The 16571-nt window shown below is 67.0% G+C and carries 19 protein-coding genes and 1 tRNA gene; 12 read left to right on the plus strand and 8 right to left on the minus strand.

Going from position 1 to position 16571, the window contains the following annotated elements; all coding sequences use genetic code 11:
- Nucleotides 1-3: 3 nt before the first annotated feature.
- On the minus strand, nt 4-1005 hold the full coding sequence (gene hpnA, locus AC3FKH_RS09060; protein WP_488674774.1) for a hopanoid-associated sugar epimerase: 1002 nt from the start codon (nt 1003-1005) through the stop codon (nt 4-6).
- Nucleotides 1006-1165: 160 nt separating this feature from the next.
- Here hpnA and ispH point away from each other — a divergent pair, with 160 nt between their 5' ends.
- From ispH to AC3FKH_RS09090, 6 genes are all read left to right on the plus strand, one after another.
- The gene (gene ispH / locus AC3FKH_RS09065; RefSeq protein ID WP_488674776.1) at nt 1166-2137 is read left to right on the plus strand and encodes a 4-hydroxy-3-methylbut-2-enyl diphosphate reductase; all 972 of its coding nucleotides are present in this window, start codon (nt 1166-1168) and stop codon (nt 2135-2137) included.
- A gap of 24 nt (nt 2138-2161) precedes the next feature.
- The gene (gene hpnH, locus AC3FKH_RS09070; RefSeq protein WP_483713355.1) at nt 2162-3322 is read left to right on the plus strand and encodes an adenosyl-hopene transferase HpnH; all 1161 of its coding nucleotides are present in this window, start codon (nt 2162-2164) and stop codon (nt 3320-3322) included.
- A gap of 27 nt (nt 3323-3349) precedes the next feature.
- Nucleotides 3350-4444 carry a bacteriohopanetetrol glucosamine biosynthesis glycosyltransferase HpnI gene (gene hpnI / locus AC3FKH_RS09075; protein ID WP_488674779.1) on the plus strand — a complete coding sequence of 365 codons (1095 nt, stop codon included), beginning with the start codon at nt 3350-3352 and terminating at the stop codon, nt 4442-4444.
- A 116-nt stretch (nt 4445-4560) separates the two neighbouring features.
- Nucleotides 4561-5985: a hopanoid biosynthesis associated radical SAM protein HpnJ gene (gene hpnJ, locus AC3FKH_RS09080; protein WP_488674781.1), complete on the plus strand. Its 1425-nt coding sequence runs from the start codon at nt 4561-4563 to the stop codon at nt 5983-5985.
- Between the two features lie 44 nt (nt 5986-6029).
- Nucleotides 6030-6836, plus strand: a complete 807-nt coding sequence (gene hpnK, locus AC3FKH_RS09085; RefSeq protein ID WP_488674894.1) for a hopanoid biosynthesis-associated protein HpnK — start codon at nt 6030-6032, stop codon at nt 6834-6836.
- Nucleotides 6837-6846: 10 nt separating this feature from the next.
- Nucleotides 6847-7848 carry a lysylphosphatidylglycerol synthase domain-containing protein gene (locus tag AC3FKH_RS09090; protein WP_488674783.1) on the plus strand — a complete coding sequence of 334 codons (1002 nt, stop codon included), beginning with the start codon at nt 6847-6849 and terminating at the stop codon, nt 7846-7848.
- A 15-nt stretch (nt 7849-7863) separates the two neighbouring features.
- Here AC3FKH_RS09090 and AC3FKH_RS09095 read toward each other — a convergent pair whose 3' ends face one another.
- Complete coding sequence (locus AC3FKH_RS09095; protein ID WP_488674785.1) at nt 7864-8502, minus strand: MlaC/ttg2D family ABC transporter substrate-binding protein; 639 nt, start codon at nt 8500-8502, stop codon at nt 7864-7866.
- A gap of 186 nt (nt 8503-8688) precedes the next feature.
- Here AC3FKH_RS09095 and hpnN point away from each other — a divergent pair, with 186 nt between their 5' ends.
- Both hpnN and AC3FKH_RS09105 read left to right on the plus strand, forming a co-directional pair.
- On the plus strand, nt 8689-11322 hold the full coding sequence (gene hpnN, locus AC3FKH_RS09100; RefSeq protein WP_488674896.1) for a hopanoid transporter HpnN: 2634 nt from the start codon (nt 8689-8691) through the stop codon (nt 11320-11322).
- Between the two features lie 30 nt (nt 11323-11352).
- The gene (locus AC3FKH_RS09105) at nt 11353-12180 is read left to right on the plus strand and encodes an MlaA family lipoprotein (protein ID WP_488674787.1); all 828 of its coding nucleotides are present in this window, start codon (nt 11353-11355) and stop codon (nt 12178-12180) included.
- A gap of 19 nt (nt 12181-12199) precedes the next feature.
- On the opposite strand, the gene AC3FKH_RS09110 is transcribed toward AC3FKH_RS09105, so the two are convergent.
- Both AC3FKH_RS09110 and AC3FKH_RS09115 read right to left on the minus strand, forming a co-directional pair.
- Entirely contained in the window at nt 12200-12631 is a 432-nt protein-coding gene (locus AC3FKH_RS09110) for an FKBP-type peptidyl-prolyl cis-trans isomerase (protein ID WP_483713347.1), read from the minus strand.
- Between the two features lie 298 nt (nt 12632-12929).
- Nucleotides 12930-13067, minus strand: coding sequence for a hypothetical protein (locus AC3FKH_RS09115; RefSeq protein ID WP_483714524.1), 138 nt, complete (start codon nt 13065-13067; stop codon nt 12930-12932).
- Here AC3FKH_RS09115 and AC3FKH_RS09120 point away from each other — a divergent pair.
- From AC3FKH_RS09120 to AC3FKH_RS09130, 3 genes are all read left to right on the plus strand, one after another.
- Nucleotides 13066-13302, plus strand: coding sequence for a hypothetical protein (locus AC3FKH_RS09120; RefSeq protein ID WP_488674789.1), 237 nt, complete (start codon nt 13066-13068; stop codon nt 13300-13302). The two genes, AC3FKH_RS09115 and AC3FKH_RS09120, sit on opposite strands and share 2 nt — an antisense overlap.
- A gap of 23 nt (nt 13303-13325) precedes the next feature.
- Nucleotides 13326-13706, plus strand: coding sequence for a hypothetical protein (locus AC3FKH_RS09125; protein WP_488674791.1), 381 nt, complete (start codon nt 13326-13328; stop codon nt 13704-13706).
- A 70-nt stretch (nt 13707-13776) separates the two neighbouring features.
- Nucleotides 13777-13863, plus strand: a tRNA-Leu gene (locus AC3FKH_RS09130).
- A gap of 53 nt (nt 13864-13916) precedes the next feature.
- On the opposite strand, the gene AC3FKH_RS09135 is transcribed toward AC3FKH_RS09130, so the two are convergent.
- The 4 genes from AC3FKH_RS09135 to AC3FKH_RS09150 form a co-directional block, all read right to left on the minus strand.
- Complete coding sequence (locus AC3FKH_RS09135) at nt 13917-14267, minus strand: VOC family protein (protein WP_488674793.1); 351 nt, start codon at nt 14265-14267, stop codon at nt 13917-13919.
- Between the two features lie 121 nt (nt 14268-14388).
- On the minus strand, nt 14389-14769 hold the full coding sequence (locus AC3FKH_RS09140) for a hypothetical protein (protein WP_488674795.1): 381 nt from the start codon (nt 14767-14769) through the stop codon (nt 14389-14391).
- A gap of 5 nt (nt 14770-14774) precedes the next feature.
- Nucleotides 14775-15014, minus strand: coding sequence for a DUF2795 domain-containing protein (locus AC3FKH_RS09145; RefSeq protein WP_488674797.1), 240 nt, complete (start codon nt 15012-15014; stop codon nt 14775-14777).
- Nucleotides 15015-15231: 217 nt separating this feature from the next.
- Complete coding sequence (locus AC3FKH_RS09150; RefSeq protein WP_488674798.1) at nt 15232-15807, minus strand: recombinase family protein; 576 nt, start codon at nt 15805-15807, stop codon at nt 15232-15234.
- 78 nt (nt 15808-15885) lie between these two features.
- Here AC3FKH_RS09150 and AC3FKH_RS09155 point away from each other — a divergent pair, with 78 nt between their 5' ends.
- Nucleotides 15886-16518 (plus strand): hypothetical protein, encoded by a 633-nt coding sequence (locus tag AC3FKH_RS09155; RefSeq protein ID WP_488674799.1) that lies wholly within the window; start codon nt 15886-15888, stop codon nt 16516-16518.
- Nucleotides 16519-16571: the final 53 nt, after the last annotated feature.

Below are 16571 nucleotides of genomic sequence, written 5' to 3' on the forward strand. Positions count from 1 at the left end.
GCTTCAGCCCAGGTATCCCGCCTCGCGGAACCAGGCCAGTGCGTCGCGCAGGCCGTCCAGATAGGGACGCGGCTGGTAACCCAGTTCGCGCCGGGCCTTGTCGCAACGGAAGAACATCTTGTACTTCGACATGGTGAGCCCGTCCACGGTGATAAACGGCTCCTTTCGTGTCACGCGCGCCACGGCCTCGGCCGCGTGGGCGAGCGGATACAGCGGCCAGCGCGGCAGTTGCACGGTCGGCGGCCGCCGGCCGCAGAGGCCGGCGATATCGCGCAGCATCTGCTGCAACATGACGTCATCACCGCCCAGGATATAGCGTTCGCCGGTCCGGCCGTGCTCCAGCGCCTGGAAATGGCCCGCGGCCACATCGTCCACGTGGGCCAGGTTGAGCCCGGTCTCGACAAAGGCGGGGATCTTCCCGGTGGCGGCTTCGACGATGATGCGGCCGGTCGGCGTGGGACGCACGTCGCGCGGGCCGATCGGCGTGGACGGGTTGACGATCACCGCCGGCAGGCCGCGTTCGGCCACCAGGCGCTCGACCACGCGTTCGGCCAGCACCTTGCTGCGCTTGTAGGCGCCGATGGCCTCGTGCGGTGCCAGCGCGGCCGTTTCGTCGACCGGCGCCGTAGCACCGGCTACGCGCAGCGTGGCCACGCTGCTGGTATAGACCACGCGCTCCACGCCGGCCTGTTGCGCGGCCTCCATGACGGCCATGGTGCCGTCGACATTGGTCCGGACGATCTCCTCGGGGTCGGGTGCCCACAGCCGGTAATCGGCCGCCACGTGGAACAGGTAACGCACGCCCTGCATGGCAGCCGCGACGGCGGCCGGGTCGCGCATATCGCCCTGCACGACCTCGACCGGCAAATCCGCCAGGTTGGCACGCGGGCTCGACGCGCGCACCAGCGCCCGCACGCGCCAGCCACGTGCCAGTGCCTGCCGCAACACCGCGGATCCGAGAAAACCCGATGCACCCGTCACCAGAACGTAATCGTTTACTGTCATAAACCGGTTTCACGATGAGATGGAAACGCCGCAACATGGAAAGGGCCGTCAGACATTTCCGGCGCGTCCGGTATATAGTAACCATCATGTGTCGGAAATGTGATTTCTGTACACCTTCCCAATCACTGAAACCCGTTGAAGGGTCCAGGGGGCCTACCGTATGCAGGTGATTCTTGCTCAACCCCGAGGCTTCTGTGCCGGTGTCGTGCGCGCGATCGAGATCGTCGACCGCGCGCTCGTCAAGCATGGGGCGCCGGTCTTCGTGCGACACGAGATCGTGCACAACAAGCATGTTGTGGAGGGATTGAAGAACAAGGGCGCGCGCTTTGTCGAAGAACTCGACGAGGTCCCCGCGGGCGCCGTGACGATTTTCAGCGCACACGGCGTTTCGCGCGCCGTGGTGGCCGATGCCGGACAGCGGCAGTTGCATGCGATCGACGCGACCTGCCCGCTCGTGATCAAGGTGCATAACCAGGGCCGGCAGTACGCGGCCAGCGGCCGCACCGTCATCCTGATCGGCCATGCCGGCCACCCGGAGGTTGAAGGCACCATGGGCCAGATCCCCGGCAAGGTGATCCTGATCCAGAACGAGGCCGAGGTCGCCAGGCTCGACCTGCCCGCCGACACGCCGGTGGCCTACGTCACCCAGACCACGCTCAGCGTGGACGACACCCGCAATATCATTGCCGCGCTGGCCCGCCGCTTCAGCGACCTGGTCGGCCCCGACACCCGCGACATCTGCTACGCCACGCAAAACCGGCAGAGCGCCGTGCGCGACCTGTGCAAGCTGGCCGATGTCATCTTGGTCATTGGCGCCACCAACAGCTCCAATTCCAACCGGCTGCGCGAGATCGGCACCGAAAGCGGCGTGCCGAGCTACCTGATTGCCGATGGCAGCGAACTCGACCCGGCCTGGGTCGCGGATGCCAATATCGTCGGCATTACCGCCGGCGCCTCCGCACCTGAAGAAATGGTCGAGGACGTAATTGCCGCGCTGCGCCGCCTGGGCCCCGTGGAAGTCTCGACCATGGCAGGCCGCGAAGAGCACGCCGAGTTTCGCCTGCCCGCCGAACTGGTCGACGTCCGCCCCGCGGCGGCCGCTCCGCAGCCCGTCGAGAAAGTCCCCGGCTGAACCCACAAGAGAAGGAAGTCCCCCTTGCCTATTCCGTTCCTGCAGGTTGCCCGCGTGGGCGCCTACATCGTCGGCAAGCATCTGGCGCGCCAGAAGCGCTATCCGCTCGCGCTCATGCTGGAGCCGCTGTTCCGCTGCAACCTTGCCTGCAACGGCTGCGGCAAGATCGACTACCCGGACCCGATCCTGAACCAGCGCCTGTCCATCGAGGAGTGCCTGGGCGCGGTCGACGAATGCGGCGCCCCGGTGGTGTCGATTGCCGGTGGCGAGCCGCTGCTGCACAAGGACATGCCCGAGATCGTGCGCGGCATTGTCGCGCGGCGCAAGTTCGTCTACCTGTGCACCAATGCGCTGCTGATGGAGAAGAAGCTGGACCAGTACGAGCCCAGCCCCTACTTCGTCTGGTCGGTCCACCTGGACGGCGACCGCGAGGCGCACGACCATTCGGTCAGCCAGGAAGGCGTCTATGACCGCGCCGTCGAAGCCATCCGTGCCGCCAAGGCGCGCGGCTTCCGCGTCAATATCAACTGCACGCTATTCAACGATGCCAAGCCCGAGCGCGTGGCCGCTTTCTTCGACACGGTCAAGGCGATGGGCGTGGACGGCATCACGGTCTCGCCGGGCTACGCCTACGAGCGCGCCCCGGACCAGCAGCATTTCCTGAACCGCGGCAAGACCAAGCAGCTGTTCCGCGACATCCTGCGCCGCGGCCGCGGCAAGAAATGGTCGTTCAGCCAGTCGACCATGTTCCTCGACTTCCTGGCCGGCAACCAGACCTACCACTGCACGCCCTGGGGCAACCCCGCGCGCACGGTGTTCGGCTGGCAGCGGCCCTGCTACCTCGTCGGCGAAGGCTATGTGCAGACCTTCAAGGAATTGATGGACGAGACCGACTGGGACGCCTACGGCACCGGCAACTACGAGAAGTGCGCCGACTGCATGGTCCATAGCGGTTACGAGGCCACCGCCGTGGCCGACACGTTCGCGCATCCGCTCAAGGCGCTCGGCGTGAGCCTGCGCGGCGTGAAGACCGATGGGGCGATGGCCCCGGACATCCCGCTCGACAACCAGCGTCCCGCCGACTACGTCTTCTCGCGCCACGTCGAGATCAAGCTGGCCGAGATCGGCCGGGCCCAGCCGCGCAAGGAACGGCCCGCCAGGGCGGAGACCACGGCGACCCACTGAGTGCCGATGCCCGCGGAAGCTGCGGCCATGGCCGCGACCCTGCTTGGCAGCGCGCTGACCTGCGTGTCGGCGGGCTATGCCATGACCGCCGCCGTGCTGACGCGGCGCGCGCACACGCGCGTCGCGCCACTCGCCCAATCCGGCGAACTCCGCGTCAGCGTGCTCAAGCCGTTGTGCGGGGCCGAGACGCGCCTGTACGACAACCTGGCCACGCTGTGCCGGCAATCGGTCACGGGACAGCAACTCGTATGCGGCGTGCGTGATCGGGACGATCCCGCCATCGCCGTGGTGCAGCGCCTGCAGCAGGACTTCCCCGACACCGACATCACGCTGGTCATCGACCCGCGCGTGCACGGCACCAACCTCAAGGTCAGCAACCTGATCAACCTGGCCGAGCAAGCGCGCCATGACTGGCTGGTCGTGGCCGACAGCGACATCGCCGTGCCGCCCGACTACCTGGCACGCGTCACTGCGCCGCTGGCCGACCCCCGCGTCGGCATCGTCACCTGCCTGTACCGCGGGCGCCCGGTCGATGCCTTGTGGGCGAAGCTCGGCGCGCAGTTCATCGACGACTGGTTCGCGCCGTCGGTGCGCATCGCGCATGCCGGAGGATCGCGCCGCTTTGCCTTCGGCGCGACCATCGCGCTGCGACGCGACACCCTGACGCGGATCGGCGGCTTCGCATCGCTGTCCGACCGGCTCGCCGATGACTTCTGGCTGGGCGAACTGACCCGGCAAGCGGGATTGCGCACGGTCCTCTCCGACGTGGAGGTCACCACCGACGTGACCGAGACGCGGCTGCCCGAGCTTTGGACGCATGAACTGCGCTGGCTGCGCACCATCCGCTCGCTGAATCCGGCGGGCTTTGCCTTTACCTTCATCACCTTCACGTGGCCGATGCTGGCGTTGGGCGTGGCGCTGTCGCCTGCTGCATGGATGGTCGCCATTGCGGTAGCCGGCATTCTCGCGCGCAGTGCATTGGCAGGCACGGCAGCCGCGGCATTGCGCGCACCGTTGCGGGACGTGCTTTTGCTTGTCGGCTGGGCCGCTGCGCTGGGTGGCCAGCGGGTCCGATGGCGGCAGCAAGTCCTGTCCGTGCAGGACCCTGGCATGACACGGTGACACATGATGACCAATACAAGACAACGCTGCGACGCGCTGCCCGATGTAGCCAAAACGGCTACATGCACTCCAGGCCAACAAGCCGCAGCTGACCTGACAACATCGAAGCCAACACTATGAAAAAAACCCTGTTCCTCCAGGCCCCTTCCTTCGATGGCTTTGACGGCGGCGCCGGCTCGCGCTACCAGGCCAAGCGCGAGATCAAGTCGTTCTGGTATCCGACCTGGCTGGCACAGCCCGCCGCGCTGGTGCCGGGCAGCCGCGTGCTGGACGCGCCCGCCGACGAGCTGACGCCGCAGCAGACGCTGGATATCGCCGTCGAGTACGACCTGGTCATCCTCCACACCAGCACGCCATCGTTCCCGACCGACGCCAAGTTCGCGGAGGAACTGAAGAAGCGCAAGCCCGGCGTGATGATCGGCATGGTCGGCGCCAAGCCCGCGGTCGACCCGGGCGGCACCCTCGGTGTGAGCGATGCGATCGACTTTGTCTGCCGCGAGGAATTCGACTACACCTGCCAGGACGTTGCGGCCGGCAAGCCGCTCAAGGACATCCTGGGGCTGTCGTACCGGCTGCCCGATGGCTCGCTCGAGCACAACGGCCAGCGCCCGATGATCGAGAACATGGACGAGCTGCCCTTCGTGGCGCCCGTCTACCGGCGCGACCTGAAGATCGAGAACTACTTCATCGGCTACCTGAAGCACCCCTATGTGTCGATCTACACGGGGCGCGGCTGCCGTTCGCGCTGCACGTTCTGCCTGTGGCCACAGACCGTGGGCGGGCACCGCTACCGCACGCGCTCGGCCGAGAGCGTGATTGCGGAGGTGAAATGGATCAAGGAGAACATGCCCGAGGCGAAGGAGATCATGTTCGACGACGACACCTTCACCGACTTCAAGCCGCGCGTGGAGGAAATCGCGCGCGGGCTCGGCAAGCTGGGCGTGACCTGGTCGTGCAATGCCAAGGCCAACGTGCCGTACAGCACGCTCAAGATCATGAAGGAGAACGGCCTGCGCCTGCTGCTGGTCGGCTATGAATCGGGCGACGACCAGATCCTGCTGAACATCAAGAAGGGCCTGCGCACGGATATCGCGCGCCGCTTCACGGAAGACTGCCGCAAGCTTGGCATCCAGATCCACGGCACCTTCATCCTGGGCCTGCCCGGCGAGACGCAGGAAACCATCGAGAAGACCATCGCCTACGCCAAGGAGATCAACCCGCACACCATCCAGGTGTCGCTGGCGGCGCCGTACCCCGGCACCACGCTGTACCAGCAGGCGGTCGACAATGGCTGGCTCGAAGAGAACAAGGTCATCAACCTCGTCAACGACAAGGGCGTGCAGCTCGCGGCGATCAGCTACCCGCACCTGTCCAAGGAAGAGATCTACGGCGGCGTGGAGCGCTTCTACAAGCAGTTCTACTTCCGCCCGGGCAAGATCTGGGCGATCGTGCGCGAGATGCTTGGAAGCTGGGACATGATGAAGCGGCGGCTACGCGAAGGCGTGGAGTTCTTCCGCTTCCTGCGTTCGCGCGAGGCCTGATCCTGCTGTCTCATCGCACTGCCGCCTCGCGTCCTGCGCGCGGCCTGATCATCACCGCAGACGACTTCGGGCTGCATACCGCGGTCAACGAGGCGGTGGAACTCGCGCATCGCGACGGCGTGCTCAACGCGGCCAGCCTGATGGTGTCCGCGCCCGAAGCCGCCGACGCGGTGGCGCGCGCGCGGCGCCTGCCTTCGCTGCGCGTCGGCCTGCATGTGGTGCTGGCCGATGGCCCGGCGATGCTGCCGCGCACGGCCATTCCCGATCTCGTCGATGCGCGCGGCCGCTTCGGCTCGGCCATGGCGCGCGACGGCTGCCGCTTCTTTTTCCTGCCGCATGTGCGCCGCCAGCTCGCCGCGGAAATCCGCGCGCAGTTCGAGGCGTTTGCCGCCACGGGGCTGCCGCTCGACCACGTCAATACGCACAAGCATTTCCATTTGCACCCGACCGTGCTGTCGCTGATCCTGTCGATCGGCCGTGAATTCGGCCTGCGCGCCGTGCGGCTGCCGCTGGAAGCCGATGCGCCGCTGCTGTTGCGCCCGTGGCTGGTCCTGCTGCGCCGGCGGCTGCGGCGCGCGGGCATCGCGCACAATGACTACGTGGTTGGCATCGCGCGCAGCGGTGCCATGGATGAGGCCGTGCTGCTCGCCGCGCTCGCCGGGCTGCCTGACGGCATCGGCGAGATCTACCTGCATCCGGCGGTCACGTCGGGCGCGGCCATCGCACCGACCATGGCCGGCTATCGACACGCCGACGAACTGGCGGCGCTGCTGTCGCCGCGCGTGCGCGCGGCCCTCGATGCGGCCGGGGTGCGGCGCGGCGGCTTTGCCGACGTGCTGGCCACGGCCTGATGACTCTCGCATGAAACGCATCGCCTACCTGACCGGCCTGCTGGGCCTGCTTGCGCTCACCGCCCTGGTGATACACGAAGGTCTCAGCGATATCGCCACCGTGATGGCGCAGGGCGGCTGGCTGCTCCTGCTGCTGGTGCCGCTGCATGCGCTGCCGCTGCTGCTCGATGCGCAGGGCTGGCGCGTGCTGCTGACCTCGGCCGATCCCGAAGAGAAAGCGGGTCTTGGCTTCCTGCTGTGGGTGGCCAGCGTGCGCGAAGCGGTGAGCCGCCTGCTGCCGACCATGAGCATCGGCGGCGAACTGGTCGGCGTGCGCTTGAGCCGGCTGCGCATCCACGACACCACGGCCGTCACGGCCACGATCGTCGTCGAGGTCATGGTCACGCTGTTCGCGCAGTACCTGTTCTCGGCGCTGGGCGTGCTGATGCTCATCGCCGCGCTGCATGACAGCGGCCAGGCCTGGATCATCCTGGCCGGGCTGCTGCTGTCGCTGCCGGTGCCGGTGGTATTCGCGCTGTCGCTGCGCCATGTGGCGCTGTTCGAGAAGCTGGAGGGCGCGGCGCGCAAGCTGTTCGGCGAGGACCACCGCATTGTCGCCATGATCGACGGCGCGCGGCTCGATGCCCATATCCGCGCGCTCAACCGGCGCTGGCGCGAACTGCTGGCGGCACTGGCCTGGCAATTCGCGGGGCTGGTCAGCGGCACGCTCGAAATCTGGTTCGCGCTGATGCTGCTTGGGCACCCTGTCCCGTTCTGGCAAGCCTTCGCGATCGAGTCGCTCACGCAAGCCGTGCGCCACGTGGCCTTCTTCGTGCCGGCCGGGCTGGGCGTACAGGAAGCCGTGGTGATGCTGCTGGGCCAGGCGCTGGGCATGGACGCCCATGTCTCGCTGGCGCTGGCACTGGTCAAGCGCGCGCGCGAGGTGCTGTACGGCGTGCCCGCGCTGCTGTCATGGCAATGGGTGGAACTGCGCCGCTGGCGGCGCGGGACGGCCAGCGGTACCGCGCCGTAGGCCCTGGCCCCAGGCCTAGCCGGCCTGCCGCGCGTTATGGTCGACGAGGTACTTCACCAGCCCGTCGACACCGCCGCGCGCGACGATGTCGGCAAACTGCTTGCGGTACACCTCGATCAGCCACGCGCCCATCATGTTGATGTCGTAGATCCTCCAGCCGCCGGGCGTGCGCTGCAGCCGGTAGTCGATCTGCATCTCATCACCGTTGTTGAGCACGCGCGATTCCACCACCACATCGCCCGATCCGCCGCCGGGCTGCGCCGGCTTGAAGCGGAACTTGACATTCTGCTCGCGCAGCTGTGCAAGCGACACCGCATAGCTGCGCACCAGCAGCGTCGTGAATTGTTCGTTGAGCTGCTTCTGCTGTTCCGGCGTGGCATTGCGCCATGCGCTGCCGACCGCCAGCCGCGTGGTGCGGCCGAAATCCGTATAGGGCAGGAATTGCTTCTGGACGACGGCGGTGATCTTCGCCAGGTCGCCGCCGCGGGTCTCGGGGTTGGTCTGGATGGTCGTGATCACGCCTTCGACCGCCGCCTGCACCAGGCGCTCCGGTGCGGCCTTGAGATCGCCGGGCTGCACGGTCTGCGCCTGCGCCGTGGCCACCATGGCGACCGCCGCAACCGGTGCAAAGGAAATCAAGCCGAATCTGTTCATGCCGATGTGTGCTGCTAGATGCGTTTGAAAAGGCTCCGGACGCCGCGCCGCATCGCGCCCGGGATGCCGGGCCAGTATAGCGGAACGAAGATGCCGCTTCCGGCTGCGCCGCATGCGCCACGCGCCCCCGGGCTGATCGCGTGCCAGCCGGTATACTCGCGGCTCAAGCCCCGTCCCGAGCACGCCATGCTGACTTCGCTGCTGACCCGCCTCGTCAGGCTCGCCACGATCCGCGCCTGGCTGGTGATCGTGGCGAGCCTGCTGCTCACCGCTGCCAGCGGCTTCTATGTGGCGCGGCACTTCGCCATCAACACGGACATTGGCCGCCTGCTGGAATCCGACGCGCCGTGGGCCCGGCGCGATGCGGCCATCGGCGAAGCGTTTCCCCAGCGCGGACAGATGATCCTGGCCGTGGTGCAGGCGCCCGCGTCGGAACTGGCCGATGCCGCCGCCAACGAACTCGCCGATGCACTGCGGCGCCATCCGGAGCACTTCCGCTCCGTCAGCCAGCCCGGCGCGGGCGAGTTCTTTGCGCGCAACGGCCTGCTGTTCGCGCGCACGGCCGAAGTCGAACAGGTCACGCAGCAACTCGTCCAGGCGCGCCCGCTGCTGAACCAGCTCGCGCACGACCCGACGCTGCGCGGACTGTCCGACACGCTTGCCGCCACGCTGGGCCTGCCGCTGACGATGGGCCAGATCAAGCTGTCCGATATGGACACGTTGCTGGGCGCGAGCGCGGGCGCGCTGGAGCAGGTGCTGGCGGGCAAGCCGGCCGCAATGTCGTGGGCCGGCCTGCTCGACGACCGCCTCAAGCCGGACAAGGAGGGACGCGTCTTCAGCTTTGTCTCGGTCAGCCCCGTGCTCGACTACAGCGACTTGCAGGCCGGCGCGGCCGCGGCCGATGCCATCCGCGCCGCGGCCGCCGAACTGAAACTGGCGCAGCGCTACCAGGCCAGCGTGCGCCTGACCGGCCCGCAGCCGCTCGCCGACGACGAGTTCGCCTCGGTCAGCGACGGCGCCGCGCTCAATGGCTTGCTGACGGTGCTGGTGGTGGTGCTGATTCTCTGGATGGCGTTGCGCTCCGTCCGCCTGATCCTGGCGGTGCTGGCCAGCCTGTTCACGGGCTTGCTGATGACCGCCGCACTGGGCCTGGCCATGGTGGGTGCGCTCAACATGATCTCGGTCGCCTTCGCGGTGCTGTTCGTCGGCCTTGGCGTGGACTTCGGCATCCAGTTCGGCGTGCGCTATCGCGCCGAACGCCATGACCGCGACCATATTGCGGAGGCGCTGGAACATGCCGCACAGGCCACCGCGCTGCCGCTCACGCTGGCCGCCGCGGCCACGGCGGCGGCGTTCTTCTGTTTCCTGCCCACCGACTTTCGCGGCGTCGCGGAACTGGGGCAGATCGCCGGCGTCGGCATGATGGTCGCGTTCCTGACGACGTTCACGATGCTGCCTGCCCTCATCCAGGTCCTGAAGCCGCGCGGCGAAGCCGAGGCCCCGGGCTTTGGCTGGCTGGCCCCGGCCGACGCGTTCTTCGAGCGCCACCGCAAGCCGGTGCTGCTGTTCACGTGCGCCGCCATCCTGCTGGGATCGCCGCTGCTGCTGCGCCTGCGCTTCGACTTCGACCCGCTGCACCTGAAGGACCCGCACTCGGAATCGATGGCGACGCTGCTGGCGCTCAAGGATGCGCCGGAAGCGGGCACCGACGATGTCACCGTGCTGGCCCCCTCGCTCGATGCCGCGCGCGAGATCGCAGCCAAGGTCTCGCCGCTGCCCGAAGTGGCGCGCGTCGTCACGCTGCAGACCTTCGTTCCCGACTACCAGCCGGCCAAGCTCGCGGCCATCGGCACGGCGCGCACCGCGCTGATGCCCGTGCTCACGCAGCAGACCGCCACGCCGGCGAGCGACATGGCACGCGTGAATGCGCTGCGCAATGCGTCGCGCCAGCTCGCCATCGCGGCGGACGAACATCCCGAAGCCGGCGCCGCGCAGGCAACCCGCCTGGCCAAGGCGCTGAAGCGGCTCGCGGACGCCGATGCCGTCACGCGCGACCGCGCCGAGCAGGCCATTGCCCTGCCGCTGCGCCTGGCCCTGGGCCGCCTGCGCCTGATGCTCGATCCGCTGCCCGTCTCGCAGCAAACCCTGCCGAAGGAAATCGCGCGCGACTGGCTGACCCCGGATGGGCGCGCGCTGGTCAGCATCACGCCAAGGCTGCCGCAGCAGGACGGCATCGAACGCGAAGCCGCGCTCAACCGGTTCATCGATGCCGTGCTCCACGTCGAGCCGAACGCAACCGGCGGCCCGATCGCCATCCGCGGCTCCGCCGATACGATCATGGGCGCCTTCGCGCAGGCCGGCGGCTGGGCCGTGCTGTCCATCACGATCCTGCTGTGGATTGCGCTGCGCCGGATTGGCGATGTGCTGCGCACGCTCATCCCGCTGCTGGTGTCGGCCATCGTCACGCTCGAACTGTGCGCGGCATTCGGCATTGCGCTGAACTTCGCCAACGTGATCGCGCTGCCGTTGCTGCTCGGCATTGGCGTGGCCTTCAAGATCTACTACGTGATTGCATGGCGCCATGGCAAGACCAAGCTGCTGCAGTCCAGCCTCACGCACGCCGTGCTCTACAGCGCGGCCACCACCGCCACGGCGTTCGGCAGCTTGTGGCTGTCGCAGCATCCCGGCACCGCGAGCATGGGCAAGCTGCTGGCGCTGGCGCTGATGTGCACGCTGGCCGGCGCGGTGTTCTTCCAGCCGATCCTGATGGGCCGCCCGCGCGAACACGTGCACCGGCCCCACGCAAAACCCGTTGAATAACGATAACTACCGCGACTCATCCGCAGCTCCATGCCGCTCCCATCAATGACGCGCCAGCCCGGACGGCTGGCATGCCTCGCTCTCGTTCCGCTGCTTGCGGCCGGCTGCGCCACCGGCCCGCAGGCCAATCCCGATGACCCGCTCGAACCGGTGAACCGCGTGGTCTTCAAGGTCAACGACAAGCTCGACCAATACGTCGCCACGCCGGTCGCCAAGGGCTACCGCGCAGTCACGCCGCAACCGGTGCGCACCGCGGTGACCAACTTCTATTCGAATATCGCGGACGTGGGCAACTTCGCCAACAACCTGCTGCAGGGCAAGGGCGTGGATGCGGCCGAGAGCCTGATGCGGGTGGCCATCAATTCCGTGCTGGGGATTGGCGGGCTGATCGACATTGCCACGCCGGCCGGCCTGCAGAAGCATTCGCAGGACTTCGGGCTGACGCTGGGCACGTGGGGCGTACCGTCAGGGCCCTACCTGGTGCTGCCGTTTTTCGGCCCGAGCTCGTTCCGGGATGGCGTGGGCCTGTATGTGAATTTCCAGTTCGACCCAACCACCTACCTGGATCCGGCCTGGCGCAATTCGCTGTTTGCCATGAACGTGGTGGACGTGCGCACCAACCTGCTCGGCGCAACGGACCTGCTCTCGCTGGCGGCGCTGGACAAGTACGCATTCGTGCGCGATGCCTACGTGCAGCGCCGGCGCTACCTGCTGGATGGCGGCAGCGGCAAGCTGCCCGACTACGGTGACGACGAGGAGGCGGAAGGCGCGGCCATGCCGACGCCCGCCTCATCGCCGGCACCGGCGTCCGCGCCGGGCGCGGAGCCCGCGGCGCCCGCCGGGACACCGCGGCAATAGCGCCCAGGCGCCGGGAGACTCAGCCGCCGATGCCCAGCAGCACCACCTCGAACGTGAGCGTGGCATTCGGCGGAATCGTGCCCGGCACGCCGCGCGCGCCGTAGGCGGTTGCCGCCGGGCAGGTCAGCCTGGCCTTGCCGCCGACCTGCATGGTCTGCACGCCTTCGGTCCAGCACGGGATCACGCGGTTCAGCGGGAACGAGATCGGCTGGCCGCGTTTGTACGAGCTGTCGAACTCCGTGCCGTCGGCCAGCGTGCCGCGGTAATGCACCTGGACCGTGTCGGTGGCCTTGGGCGACGGGCCGGTGCCTTTGACCAGGTGCTGGATGGTCATGCCCGAGGGCAGCGTCTGCGGCGCTGCGGCTGCCGCCGGGGCCGACGCGCCCGGTGCGGCCGCCACGGCGGCGCAGGCAAAGGTCATGGCGCTGAGAAGCAGAGCGATTCGTTTCATGGGAAATCCGGTGCAGCGGCGTTGTGGAATGAGCGGGCAGTGTAACCCGCGCGGCAGGGACCAGACGCGCCGGTTCACGGAAACGAAACACCCGCCTTGGGGCGGGTGTTTGCGGGAACGGATCTGAGGACGCGCGCTAACCGACCATGCCGGGCATGGTGGTAATCCTCTGCGCGAAGTCGCTGTGACGGCGGTCCATGGAAAAAAAATTCTCGGACCCGGGCGATCTGTCAATCTTCCGACTGACGAGCGGAGGGCAATGTAGCCCGCGCAGGCGTGCGCGGGCCGGCTCGGAGACTCAGGTAAGTACGTTGAAGACGAAGCCCAGCGCAATGGCCGCGCCGATCGTTTCCACTGCTGCCAGCGCGAGCAGGTTCTTCACAATGAACGCATCTTCCTGCTTGGTCACCATGGTGTAGTCTCCGTAGGAATTCATGTCCGACTGGAAAGCGATGAGCAACCCTTGCAACGTGCAGCCCGATCTTCCATCCAGCCACGTCTTGTGCGCGTTTCCAGTAGACTCCAACGCCAGCGCCGGCGAAAGCTGGAACAAACCCGAATATTGCGACGGCGCGAACCGGCACACAGTATGGTGTTGCCACATGACGCCAAACTTCAGGAAAATACCGGAACGACCGAAGCTGTATGAGGCAGGCGCAGGCCTGCGTTGATCCCTTTCCGATTGTTGACCGGCATGGAACCCCAGGAACCTCTCTCGTTCGAATTCGTTTCCGTCGAGGAAGCGAAAAAGATTCTGGACGGCGCACCGCCCGAGCACGCAGCGCCCGACTGGCCCAGCCTGCGAAGGCCCGTGCCGCCCGACACGCTGACCCTGACGCCCGCGGCAGTTCGCTGGCTGGCCTCGCTGCCGCCCGAAGCCCGGCCCCTGGAGCTGTGCCGCCGTTTTCCGCGCATCGGCAACCAGCTCGCTGCGTTGTGGAGCCATCCCGATGGCATCCTGGCCTACCTCGAAGACTTGCTGATCGACAAGCGCGGCGGGCGCCAGGGCTTTCCCGATGGCATTGCGCTGGAGCTCTCGCGGCTGCAGGAACACCTGCGGCCACCGCAGGCGTAGCGCGAATATTGGCCTTCGCGGCGTACCGCTTGCATTCCCCAAATCCTCTGGTACAATGCGCAGCTCACTTGCCCAGGTGGCGGAATTGGTAGACGCACTAGGTTCAGGTCCTAGCGGTGGCAACACTGTGGAGGTTCGAGTCCTCTCCTGGGCACCAAGATTTGGAAAAGGCTTGCTTCGGCGAGCCTTTTTTCATTGGTGCGCGCGATGTCAGCAGTGGGCCAGCACGTTGATGAGCTTGCCAAGCGGATCGCGCACGTAGAAGCGCCGCACGCCCCACGGTTCCAGCGCGGGGCCGTACTCCACCGCAATGCCGGCTGCCCGCACGCGCTCGAGCGCCGCGTCAAGGTCATCGACCTCGATCGACAGGTCCGGCACCGGCGTTCCCGAGCCACCTTCCGAAGCCACGCTGATTTGCACCGACATGGACTCGTGCGAGCCATAGGTGGCAAGCCATCCGTGATCCATCAGCAGTTCCAGGCCCAGAACGTCCCGATAGAACGCACTAGCCGTATCGAGATCCGGCGCAAAAAGATTCGCGACAATGCGTTTGACTTTCATGGCACTCCGGCGGCAAGTTGAATGGCAGCCCGCAGCGCCGGCTGCCCGCATCAGGAAACTGCCGATGATGACACGGAACGGCAAGCCCGGATGACCGGGCCTCTTCCGCAATCGGGCCGCTTCAGCGCGCCTTTTCGTCAGGCGGGCGCACCTGGTCGATTTTTGCCCCGCCCGTCCCCTTGCGCGGGCTGCCATGCAGGCCGGAGGTCGAGGTCTTGCCGGCGGACTCGGCGTCCGGACGCGCGGCAGGCTTTCCCGGCAGGCCCGCGCCTGTTGCAGGCGGCTGCGGCGTGTCGTTCAGACCCTTGCCCCAGCCGCCGGGATTGTCAGCCCCTTTGCGCGTGGCCGCGGGCGCGCTGCCCGGCGCCATGGGCCCGATGATCCTGCTGTCCTTCGGGCCGTAGTCGGCACGGTTCGACGTATCCTGGGCCAGGCCCGTCACGCTGCAGCACAGAGTCATCGTGGCGATCGCGGCGGATGCCGCACAACGCATGTCACGCATGGTCGCTACCCGCGATGATGGGCCACGGCTTCGGAAACCTGCGCGGGACCCTCGTAGCGTTTTTCGGGAATGCCCTCCAGCGCATCGACGATCGCGTCGTCGGCGCCGCTGTCACGCGCGGCCGAAACCAGCGCGCCGCGCGTGGCCGGATAATCGACGCCCTTCAGCGCCTTCTGCAGCGCGATCGGGTTCGGCTGGTTGCGAGCGGAGTCACCCTTGCCGCCCTTGTCTTTGTCGCGTTCCATATCCATACCGTTGCCTCCATCGGTTCCCCTGCACGGCAAGACGTTCCGCGCAGGCTGCCTGCCTGGACTTGAGGGACGCAAAGCCCATGCCGGAATCGAAGCACGTCTGTCGCGATGGACGACAAAAGCCATCACGCGACGCAGCCCATCCGGGACCGCGCCGCGTGGAAAAAAATTGCATCGGGGAGGTGCGCGGATTGCAAAACCCGCGCCGCGCTCACGACCAGCCGTCGCGAATGCGCATGATGGTCTGGCGCGACACGCGCAGTGTCCGCGCCAGCTCGCTGATCGACGTGCCGACACGGATGGCGGCGCGGATTTCTTCGTGCATGTCGGGTTCCAGCAAGGGCTTGCGCCCCAGTTTCGCGCCGCGATCGGCGGCCTCCTGTGCGCTCAGCTTCATGCGCGCACTGCGCCCCTGGCGCTCCAGCCGTTCAATGGCGTGCAGGGTACGCATGGTCACGGAGCCGGGTGCGGTCAGGTCGTCATCGCCGACTTCGACGCAACACACACGTACGCCCAGCGCGCGGCAGCGCTGCGCCGTGGCAATGACGTCACGCAGGTTGCAACCGAGGCTGGCGAGCGTAGCGGTGAGGATGGTGTCCCCCGCGCGCAGGCGCCGCAGCATCTGCTGGAACGCCGGACGCTCAAGGGCCGGCCCCGTTCCCGACGTGCGCTCCCACCAGGCGTTGCCGATATTCACGACGTAACCCGCAGCGTCCAGCGCCATGCACTCGCTTTCAAACTCGCTGAGGCTTCCTGCCTGATTCGTATAGAGATACATGGACGGCATTCGATCTCCTTGCCGTTTGCCGGCGGCCTGACACCCTGACGGTGTCCGGAATCGTAGCATTCATAACGGCTCGCCGATATGTCAGCACAGCTCAACCTTTCTTACCATCTTGTTAAGACGCTGAAACAACAAGGATCGGTTGCACTGCGAATGCAAACCGGCCGCGACTGGAGACAGAAAGTGCCGATGACGACGCAACAATATTACGATCATACGGTGGAAGGTTCCGCAACGCTGCTCTCCGACGATACCTGGCAGGCGGCCGGCTGCGTAGTGCATGCCGGCGCCGTGCTGGTGGAGTCGGGCACGCTGGGCCTTTTCCGGACCCGTGAACGCGCGCAGGCTCAGGGGCTGGCCTGGGCCAAGAGCTGGATCGACATGCATCCGGACTCGGAAATCACCGCAGCTGAATCCGCCGCCGACGACAATGCCGTCACTCTCCAGCCCGAGGCCGCCGTGCGCGTGCGCACGGCGCCCGACTGTACATCCAAGCGATTGTTCGATATCGAAAGACATATCGCTGAAGTCCGCAGCAACATCCGTCGCCAGATTCGCTTCACGCGACAGCTTCGCGAAGATGGGCTGCCGACGGCGTTTACCGAGATGCTGTTGCACACCTTGTGCCAGACCGTGATGTCGTTGCGCGCGCAGCGCAACCGGCTGCGGCAGCAGACCAACGCCGCCTCGAGTTCGCGCTCGCGCAGCCGCTAGGCGGGACAGCGGAAGGACTGAAAGCCCGAAAGCCCGAACGCCCAAAAGAAGAA

The sequence above is a fragment of the Cupriavidus sp. 21MJTG02-4 genome (assembly GCF_057798975.1).